This window comes from Streptomyces sp. NPDC052701 (assembly GCF_040678355.1).
Lineage (GTDB): Bacteria > Actinomycetota > Actinomycetes > Streptomycetales > Streptomycetaceae > Streptomyces.
This window is the reverse complement of sequence record NZ_JBFATO010000009.1, coordinates 203,854-213,103: the sequence shown is the minus strand read 5'-3', so window position 1 is coordinate 213,103 and position 9,250 is coordinate 203,854. Positions and strand designations below refer to the sequence as shown.

The following is a 9,250-nucleotide window of genomic DNA, read 5'->3' as shown; positions in this document are numbered from 1 at the left end:
CCCCTCGCGGCGCGGGGCGGCGCCCGGCCCCGGCGCCGCGCTGCTCGCCGGCGCTCCCGCCGCCGTGCTCCTGCTCGCCGGCGGCACCGCCCTCGCCCTGCGTCTGCGCCGGCGGTGAAATCCCTTTCCGCCGGACTCAGTTGACGTGGACGACGGCACCCGTGGCGTCGGTCACGGGGGCGTACTTCGCGGTGAAGTAGGCGTTGTTGAAACACAGCGACGAGCCGGACGCCTTGGTGAACTGCTGGTTGGCGAAGGAGATGCCGCCCGCGGCGTTGTCCGCCGTGCCGGCGAGGCCGGCCGCGCGGTAGACGCAGGTGACGGTGCCCAGCAGGGTGCGCAGCCGGACCGTGGACTGGACGGTGGAGCCCGCGGCGGGGGTGACGGTGACGGTGCCGTCGGAGGACACGGCCGCGGCGTACGGCAGGTTGTCGACCGTGATGCCGCTGACGCCGAGCACGCCGGTGACGTTGGTGGTGCAGCTCGCCGCGTCGAAGGTCTGCGCGGTGAGCGACTCGGTGGCCGTGCCGGGTGCGGTCGGGTTGCCGGTGACGGTGGCGGAGAACCGCGAGGAGGTGCAGGAGATGCCGCTGGTGCCGGTGGCGCTGGAGTAGAAGGTGGCGCTGGTGCCGGCGGCGAGGTTCGCGGTGAGGACGTCCCCGACCGCGACGGGCGTGCCGCCGGCGCCGCCGGTGGTGAGGACGGGGGTGTCGGCGGCGGAGGCGGGGGCCGCCGGGAGGGCGAGCGCGGCGACGGAGGCGGTGAGGGCGAGGAGGGTGCGTGTACGCATGCGGGTGTACCTCTTCTCGGAAGTGGGGGGATGGGGAGTGGGGGACGCCGGCCGTCCGCGGCCGCCGGCCCGTGACGCCTGCTCCGTACCTGACGGACCGGCACCGGCGGGCCGGTGTCCGGCCGGAGGCCGTACGCGGCGCCTTCGGCCGGGCGGGCGGGGGCGGCCCGGTGCACGGGCCCGGAAAGGAGGGGGCGGCCGTGCCGGTGCCGTGAAGGGTCTGACTCGGGCGGTGCGGAGCCCGTGCGGGACGGGCGGTCCGGGAGGACGCGGGCGATGCCACGCGGCGGATCCGGCGCCACGGATCCGGGAAACCAGGGAAGTTGTAGACCTGATGCTCCGTCAACGTCAAGACGTGGCGCGAGCCGGAGGGAGGGCCGGGCGTTTCCCGGGGTGCGGCGGCCCTTCCGGCACACGGGTGGCGCATCCTCGCCACCCCTCCTTCACACTTCCCTTGACCCGAGGTGTAACCACCGGTAACTTCCTCGCACGGCTACTCGGGCGTAACACGAGAAATCCCTTGCTGTCTCCGGGAGTTGCGAGGACGTGCGCGCCCGTAGCCGTCGTCCGCGCCAGGACACCGCGCCACCTGGACCCCGAACCGCATTGACTATGCCCCTGGGAGCAGACATGGCCTCGTCCCCGGACCTCTCGGCGTCCGCCGACCACACCCCCGAACCCGCGGAAAGCGGTTCCACGCCCGGCGCCCCCGGCGGCCCGGGCCGACGCGGACGGGTGCGGCCGCGACGGGCCGCGGTGATGGCGGTGCCGGCCGCCGCGGTCGCCGCGGGGCTCGCGGTCCTCACCGCGCAGGGCGCCCTGGGCGTTCAGTTCGCCATCTCCGGCATGCCCTTCACGGTCACCGCGACGGAACTGAACGGCACCGGGTTCGCCCAGTTCGGCGGCCTGGACTCGATGGCGGAGGGCAGCCCCAACGAGGGCGACACCGGCGGGCAGGTGCTGGTCGTCACCTCCGTGATCAAGAACGCCACGCTCACCAAGCTGTGCCAGAGCGTGGACCTCGGCGGCACGAACCTGATGATCACGGCGGGCGGCGGCGGCGAGAAGGTGACCGCCAGCGACCTCACCACCGACTCGACGCAGCTGTCCGGCAACGCCGCCTTCACCGGCATGGAGATCGGCAACGACGCCAGCACCCTGGACAAGGCCGGGCCCCTGGGCCGCGGACCGAAGGGCGTGTTCAGCCAGCAGTCCGACACGGTGCGCATCGCCGACCTGCGGCAGACCAACTACGCCACCACCGCCGGGGTCTTCCGGCTGCCGGGCCTGAAACTGCGCTTCAGCGAGTCGGGCTGCTGATGCCGGGCACCCCACGGCGCGCCTTCGGCGACTGGCGGTCCCGGCGCCCCTTCTGGGGCGGGCTGCTGCTCGCCCTCGGCGGCGCCGAGATCCTGCTCACCCAGAAGGCGTCGGTGAAGGTGATCCTGCACGTCGGCGCGCAGGGCCTGGCCGGCTACCTCCTGCCGGCGCTGATGCTGCTGTGCGGCCTGCTGATCCTCTTCAACCCCGCCCAGCGCCTGTTCTACTCGCTCACCGGCGTCCTGCTGTCCCTGGGCACCTGGCTCACCTCGAACCTGGGCGGCTTCTTCATCGGCCTGCTCCTGGGCTGCGTCGGCAGCTCCCTCGCCTTCGGCTGGCTCCCGGACCAGGAGCCGCGCCGCAGGCGACGGCGGCGCCGCGGGAAGGCCCGGGCCGAACCGCGTCCGGCGGAGCGGGCGGCTGTGCCGCACCCCCTGCGGCAGCGGGCCGGCGAGCCCGGCTGATTTCGGCCAGACCCCTCCCGCCCCCTGGCGCGCCCCGCCCCGGGCGGCTTGTCTGGAGGGGCGCGTCCCACGCGCGGACGTGCCCGGCAGCCGCAGTCCCAGGGGGAGCTCGATGGACTTCACGCACCCGGTGGTGATCGACCCGACCGGCCGCGACATCCACGGCGAGGCGGCCCGCATCCGCGCCCGCGGCCCCGTCGCCCCCGTCGAACTCCCCCACGGCGTCCCGGCCTGGGCGGTCAGCGACACCCGCCTGCTCAGGAGACTGCTAGCCGACCCGCGGGTGTCGAAGGACGCGCGCCGGCACTGGCGCCGGTGGGCCGACGGCGAGGTCTCGCCGGAGTGGCCGCTGTACACCTGGGTCGCGGTGCGGAACATGTTCACGGCCTACGGCAGCGAGCACAGGCGGCTGCGGACCCTGGTGTCGAAGGCGTTCACCGCCCGCCGCACCGCCGCGCTGCGCCCCCGCGTCGAGGCGATCACGGCGGCGCTGCTCGACGCGGTCGCCGAGGCCGGGGCGGACGGCCGCGCGGTCGACCTGCGCGAGGAGTTCTGCTACCCGCTGCCCATCCAGGTCATCGGCGAACTGCTCGGCCTGCCGGAGAAGCTGGGCGCAGAGCTGCGGGCCGTCGTGGACGGCGTCTTCCACACCTCGGCCGACGCCGCGGAAGTCGCCGACACCTACGCCAGGTTCTACGCCGTCCTCGGCGAACTCGTCGCCGCGAAACGGCAGGCGCCCGGCGACGACCTGACCACCGCGCTGATCGCCGCCCACGACGAGGAGAGCGGCACCCGGCTCAGCGAGCAGGAACTGCTCGACACCCTCATGCTCCTGATCAGCGCCGGCCACGAGACGACGGTCAACCTGCTCGACAACGCCGTCCACGCCCTGCTCACCCACCCCGGCCAGCTCGAGCTGGTCCGCGCCGGCCGCGCCACGTGGGACGACGTGATCGAGGAGACGCTGCGCGCCGAGGCGCCCGTCGCCAGCCTGCCGCTGCGGTACGCCGTCGAGGACCTGCCGCTGGGCGACCTCGGCGGCCCGGACGGCACGGTGATCCGCAAGGGCGAGGCGATCCTCGCCGCGTACGCCGCGGCCGGACGCGACCCCGCGCACCACGGCCCGGACGCCGACGTCTTCGACGTCACCCGCGCCGCCAAGGACCACCTGGCGTTCGGCCACGGCGTCCACCACTGCCTGGGCGCCCCGCTGGGCAGGCTGGAGGCCCGCGTGGCGCTGCCGGCGCTGTTCGGCCGTTTCCCGGAGCTGGAACTGGCCGTACCGCCGGACGGACTGCGGCCGGTGGACTCCTTCATCTCCCACGGCCATCGGACCCTGCCGGTGCGCCTGGGCTGAGGGCCGCGCGGCGCCGGGCCGGGGTGTCCGCCCGCAGCGGCCGGCGCGCCGGCACCGAAGGCACCCCCCTTGTTCGACCCGTCGTACAGATCATCACGATGCGGCAGCATCAACTCACGTATCGTGGCTGCTCACTTGACGACCGGTGTCCTCACAGGGTTGGCTCCGGCCAGCGAGAGTCACCCGGTCGGTGCACGTCATGCGGCTCCGTCTGCGCTCTCCCCATGCTCTTGCTCGGCCGCACAGCGAGGTGCCGCGTCCTCATGAAGACTTCTCCCCCGTCCCACCGCCTTACCGGGCTGTCCCGCGCCGCGGCCCTGGCCGCCGCCCTGGGCCTCCTGGTGACCGGCTGCTCCGCCCTCGGCGCGGCCGGCGACGGGTCCGGCACGGACCCGGCCGGCCGGTCCGGCACCGGACGGTTCAAAGTCGCCCTGGTCACCCACGGCGGCGAGGGCGACGCCTTCTGGGACCTGGTGAGGAAGGGGGCCGAGGCGGCGGCCGCCAAGGACGGCATCGACCTCACGTACGCGAGCGACTCCGACGCGACGGCGCAGGCCGAGCTGGTGCGGGACGCGATCCGCGACAAGGTCGACGGCATCGCGGTGACGCTGGCCAAGCCGCAGGCGATGAGGGGCCCGGTCGGCGAGGCCCGGCGGGCCGGCATACCCGTGGTCGGGCTCAACTCCGGCATCGACGCCTGGAAGTCGGCGGGTCTCCTGGAGTACTTCGGCCAGGACGAGAGCGTGGCCGGGCAGTCCGTCGGCGAGAAGCTGAACGACCTCAAGGCCAAGCACGCCCTGTGCGTCGTCCACGAGCGGGGCAACGTGGCCATGGAGGCCCGCTGCGCCGGCGTGAAGAAGACCTTCGACGGCGAGACGGAGAACCTCTACGTCGAGGGCACCGACATGGAGGCGACGACCGGCGCCGTCGCGGCCCGCCTCCGCCAGGACTCCACCATCGACGAGGTCGTCACGCTGGGCGCGCAGTTCGCGCTCGCCGCCGTCGACTCCGTGCGGCAGGCGGACAGCAAGGCCCGGGTGGCCACGTTCGACCTCAACAAGGACCTGGTCGAGGCCGTGCGGGACGGCGACGTGCAGTTCGCGGTCGACCAGCAGCCCTACCTCCAGGGCTACCTCTCGGTGGACGCGCTGTGGCTGTACCGGACCAACGGCAACATCAGCGGCGGCGGCGTGGCCCCGGTGCTCACCGGGCCCGCGTTCGTCACCAGGGCCAACGTCGCCGCGGTCGCCCGGTTCGCCGCCGACGGAACCCGCTGACCGGACCCGTTCCATGGGGGTACCACCAAAGATTCGGCCAGTTCCGGTCCGTACGGTCACTTGTGCGGATAACATCCTGCGCACCCCCCGTGCCGCACCGGACGCGCCACCACCCCCTGTGCCGTCCCCGGTTCCGCACGCCCCCCCGTCCACGTCCGTCCCCGGCCCCCGGCCCCGCACACCCCCGCCCTCCGCTCCCCCGCTGCTCGCCCTAGGACGACGATGTCTCCACGGACACGTGCCCGGCGCCGTCTCGGCTCCATACGCCTCTCCCTGATCCTCCTGGCCCTGGTGCCCGGCGTCACCCTCGCCGCGATGTGGAGCGTGACCACGATCCAGATGTTCTCGGAGGGCCTGCGGCTGCGCGCCCAGACGGAGCTGAGCCGCTCGACCGGCGCCATGGGCACCGACGCCACGCTCGCGCTCCAGCGGGAACGCAGTCTGTCGGCCGCGTGGCTGGCCTCGCCGCACGGCTCCCGGGCGGCGCTCGAGGCGCAGCGCGGGAAGACGGACGCGGCGGTGGCGAAGCTGCTGGGGCAGGCGGACGCGATCGAGCGGGCGCCGGCCCGCATCTCCGACCGGCTGTACTCGGTCCTCGGGTCGGTGGGCAGCCTGGAGTACTACCGGGACCAGGTGGACGACCCCACCGACATCACCCCCGAGCAGGCGCTCGACCAGTACACCTCGATCATCGACGAGCAGATCCACGCCTTCCAGGAGCTCTCCCAGGTCGACGACGGCGACCTCACCTCGCAGGCCGGGCCGCTGGTCGCGCTGGAGCACGCGGCGGAGCTGATGTCCCAGGAGGACGCGCGGCTGACCCTGGCCTGGCGGTCCGGGCACCTCGACGACCGGGCGTGGACCGGGTTCGTGCAACTGGTCGACACCCGCCGCTGGCTGGTGCGGGACCAGATCCTGCCCTCCCTGCGGGGCAGCGTGAAGGCGCGGACCGAGCGGATCCTGCGCAGCCCCGAGTGGCAGACGCTCCAGGCCGTCGAGGACGAGGTCCTGGCGGCGCGGGCGCAGGACCGCGGCGGGCGCCTCGCCCTGCCGGACGCGCAGAAGCGGTGGGACGCCGCTTTCGACAAGGTCTCCGCCCAGTACACGGACCTGGTCCGGGAGCAGACGGCGGGCCTGCTGACCCGCAGCGCCGACAAGGCCCGCAGCCTGCTGCTCACGGCCGCCTCGCTGAGCGCCGGCGGGCTGGTCGCCCTGCTGCTGTGCGTCGGCATGTCCTGGCGGATCACCCGTTCCCTGTCCCGGCGGCTGCGCGGCCTGCGGATGGCCACCCTGAGCCTGGCCGAGGAGCGGTTGCCGGACGTGGTGGCCCGGCTGGAGCGGGGCGAGAAGGTCGACGCGGAGTCGGCGACGACACCGCTGGACTACGGTCACGACGAACTCGGCCAGGTCGCCCAGGCGTTCAACACCGCCCAGCGCACCGCCGTGCTCACCGCGGTCGAACTCGCCGACGCCCGGCGCGGTTTCCAGAAGATCATCCTGGGCATCGCGCGGCAGAGCCAGAACCTGGTCAACCTCCAGCTCGCCAAGCTCGACGCGCTGGAGCGCCGGCACACCGACCCGGACGTCCTGCAGGGCCTGTACGAACTGGACTCCACCGCCAGCCAGTTGCGCCGCTACGAGGAGAACCTCGTCATCATCAGCGGCGAGCGGCCGGGCCGCAGCTGGTCCGAGCCGGTCGCGCTGATCGACATCCTGCGCAGCGCCGTCGGCGAGGTCGCCGAGTACCGGCGGGTGGAGGTGCACACCGACGAGGAGGTGTACCTGGCGCCGCCCGCGGTGGCCGACGTGATCCACCTGCTGGCCGAGCTCATCGACAACGCGACCGCCTACTCCCCCGCGCCGAGCCCGGTCGGGGTGCGGGCCGCGATGGTGGCCAAGGGGCTGGCCGTGGAGATCGAGGACCGGGGCCTGGGCATGCCGGAGGAGGACTACGCCTCGTTCAACGCCCAGTTGGCGGTGCCGCCGCAGTTCGACGTGGTGGCGCTCGCCGACGACCTGCGGCTCGGCATGTTCGTGATCGGCCGGCTCGCCCACCGGCACGGCATCACCGTCACCCTGCGCCCCTCGCCCTACGGCGGGACGACGGCGATCGTGCTGGTCCCGCACGACATCGTGGTGCGGGAGGTGCCGGGCGCCGGCGAGCGGGACACCGCGGACGCCGGCACACGGGACACCGCGGACGCCGGCGCGCGGAGCACCCCGGACGCCGGCGCGCGGGACGCACACGGGGTGGGCGACGTGCGGGAGACGACGAGCGCGCCGGAGCCGGAGCACGCCACCGCCACCGCCGCGGCCGAGCCCCGGACCGCCACCGGCCGGGACACCCGCGCACCGGTGCGCGGCGTCCCCGCGCCCGCCCCGCGGCAGGACGGCCTCGCCCCGCTCCCGCGCCGCGTGCCGCAGACCAGCCTGGTGGCCGAGCTGCGGGAGGAGCCCGCCCCGGCCGGGGACGACGGCCCCCCGGACGACTTCACCGCGGAACGCGCCGCCTCCTCCCTCGCCGGGTTCCAGCGCGGCACGCTCCGGGCGCGTGAGGACGACACCTCCCCGCCGTACGACCACGGGGAGGCGACCGCGCCCGGGCAGGCCGCCGCCCCCGTCCCCTCGACTCCACCCGCCGACCGCTGACCGCCGACAAAGGAAACACCGCCATGACACGCCCCATCCCCGCCACGCACACCCAGCTGGACCAGCTGCTGACCGGACTCGTGGACCGGGTCGCCGACGTCAACCACGCCGTGGTGCTCTCCGAGGACGGACTGGTCGTCAGCAAGTCCACCGGCTTCCTGCGCGACGACGCCGAACGGCTCGCGGCGACCGCCTCCGGCCTGATGAGCCTCAGCAAGGGCGTCAGCATGGACTTCCGGGGCGGCCCGGTGCGCCAGGCGCTCATCGAGATGGCCCACAGCTACCTGATCCTCACCTCCGCGGGCCCCGGCGCCCACCTCGTCGTGCTCACCGGACCGGGTGCGGACGTCGGCGTGGTGGCGTACCAGATGAACATGCTGGTGAAGAAGATCGGGGAGCACCTCAGCGCGGCTCCGCGGGGCGTGGCGGGGCCCGTGGCCGAATCCGGCGCGTGAGGTGAGCGGAGGCGATACGCCGGGCCGGCTCGTCCGGCCCTTCACCCTGACCGGTGGCCGGACCCGGCCCAGCCGCTCCGACTTCACGCTCATCACGACGGTGACCGCGGTCGATCCGCCGCCCGCCTCGGCCGCCCGGCCGCAGCCCGAGCACACCCGGATCCTGCGGCTGTGCGCCGAGCCGGTGGCGGTGGCGGAGCTCGCGGCCCGCCTCGACCTGCCGGTGAGCGTGGTCGTCATCCTGCTGTGCGACCTGCTGGAGGCGGGCCGGATCACCGCCCGCCCGCCGCGCCTGGTCTCCCGCACCGCCCCGGACCTGGACCTGCTGCAGAAAGTGAGGGACGGCCTTGGCCGGCTCTGATCCCGCCGCCGAGGCGGCCACGGCACCCGACACGGTCAAGATCCTGATCGCCGGTGGCTTCGGTGTCGGCAAGACGACCATGGTCGGGTCGGTCAGCGAGATAGCCCCGCTGCGCACCGAGGAACCGCTGACCGCGGCGGGCCTGGGCGTCGACGACCTGGCGGGCATCGAGGAGAAGCGGGCCACCACCGTGGCCCTGGACTTCGGCCGGATCACCATCGGCGACGACCTGGTGCTGTACCTGTTCGGCACGCCGGGGCAGCAGCGGTTCTGGTTCATGTGGAACGACCTGGCCGTCGGCGCCCTGGGGGCCGTCGTCCTGGTCGACGTGCGCAGGTCCGAGTCCAGCTTCGCGGCGATCGACTTCTTCGAGCGCCGCGGGATCCCGTTCGTCGTCGCGGTCAACGGCTTCCACGGGCGGCACCCCTACCCGCCCGAGGACGTCCGGGACGCCCTGGCGCTGCCGGAGGACGTCCCGGTGCTGCTGTGCGACGCGCGGGAGCGGCGGTCGTGCCGGGACGTCCTGATCGCGCTGGTCGACCGGCTGATCGCCGCCGCGGCCCGCGCGTAGCGGGGG

General features: G+C 74.1%; 9 protein-coding genes. 8 read left to right on the top strand and 1 reads right to left on the bottom strand.

Annotation, left to right across the window (positions count from 1 at the left end; genetic code table 11):
* Window positions 1-136: 136 nt before the first annotated feature.
* Complete coding sequence (locus AB0L29_RS13970) at window positions 137-790, bottom strand: Tat pathway signal sequence domain protein (protein WP_365826695.1); 654 nt, start codon at window positions 788-790, stop codon at window positions 137-139.
* Window positions 791-1,420: 630 nt separating this feature from the next.
* Between AB0L29_RS13970 and AB0L29_RS13965 the strand changes: the two genes are divergently transcribed.
* The 8 genes from AB0L29_RS13965 (at window position 1,421) to AB0L29_RS13930 (ending at window position 9,244) form a co-directional block, all read left to right on the top strand.
* Complete coding sequence (locus tag AB0L29_RS13965; protein WP_365826693.1) at window positions 1,421-2,110, top strand: DUF6230 family protein; 690 nt, start codon at window positions 1,421-1,423, stop codon at window positions 2,108-2,110.
* A complete protein-coding gene (locus AB0L29_RS13960) occupies window positions 2,110-2,574 on the top strand; it encodes a DUF6114 domain-containing protein (RefSeq protein ID WP_365826692.1) in 465 nt (154 codons plus the stop codon). Before AB0L29_RS13965 ends, AB0L29_RS13960 begins: the two co-directional genes overlap by 1 nt.
* A 112-nt stretch (window positions 2,575-2,686) precedes the next feature.
* Complete coding sequence (locus AB0L29_RS13955) at window positions 2,687-3,931, top strand: cytochrome P450 (protein ID WP_365826690.1); 1,245 nt, start codon at window positions 2,687-2,689, stop codon at window positions 3,929-3,931.
* A gap of 263 nt (window positions 3,932-4,194) precedes the next feature.
* The gene (locus AB0L29_RS13950) at window positions 4,195-5,208 is read left to right on the top strand and encodes a substrate-binding domain-containing protein (protein ID WP_365826688.1); all 1,014 of its coding nucleotides are present in this window, start codon (window positions 4,195-4,197) and stop codon (window positions 5,206-5,208) included.
* Window positions 5,209-5,430: 222 nt separating this feature from the next.
* Window positions 5,431-7,857, top strand: a complete 2,427-nt coding sequence (locus tag AB0L29_RS13945) for a nitrate- and nitrite sensing domain-containing protein (RefSeq protein WP_365826686.1) — start codon at window positions 5,431-5,433, stop codon at window positions 7,855-7,857.
* A gap of 23 nt (window positions 7,858-7,880) precedes the next feature.
* The gene (locus AB0L29_RS13940) at window positions 7,881-8,312 is read left to right on the top strand and encodes a roadblock/LC7 domain-containing protein (protein WP_365826684.1); all 432 of its coding nucleotides are present in this window, start codon (window positions 7,881-7,883) and stop codon (window positions 8,310-8,312) included.
* Between the two features lies 1 nt (window position 8,313).
* Entirely contained in the window at window positions 8,314-8,673 is a 360-nt protein-coding gene (locus tag AB0L29_RS13935) for a DUF742 domain-containing protein (RefSeq protein ID WP_365826682.1), read from the top strand.
* On the top strand, window positions 8,660-9,244 hold the full coding sequence (locus AB0L29_RS13930; RefSeq protein ID WP_365826680.1) for an ATP/GTP-binding protein: 585 nt from the start codon (window positions 8,660-8,662) through the stop codon (window positions 9,242-9,244). Before AB0L29_RS13935 ends, AB0L29_RS13930 begins: the two co-directional genes overlap by 14 nt.
* Window positions 9,245-9,250 lie beyond the last annotated feature (6 nt).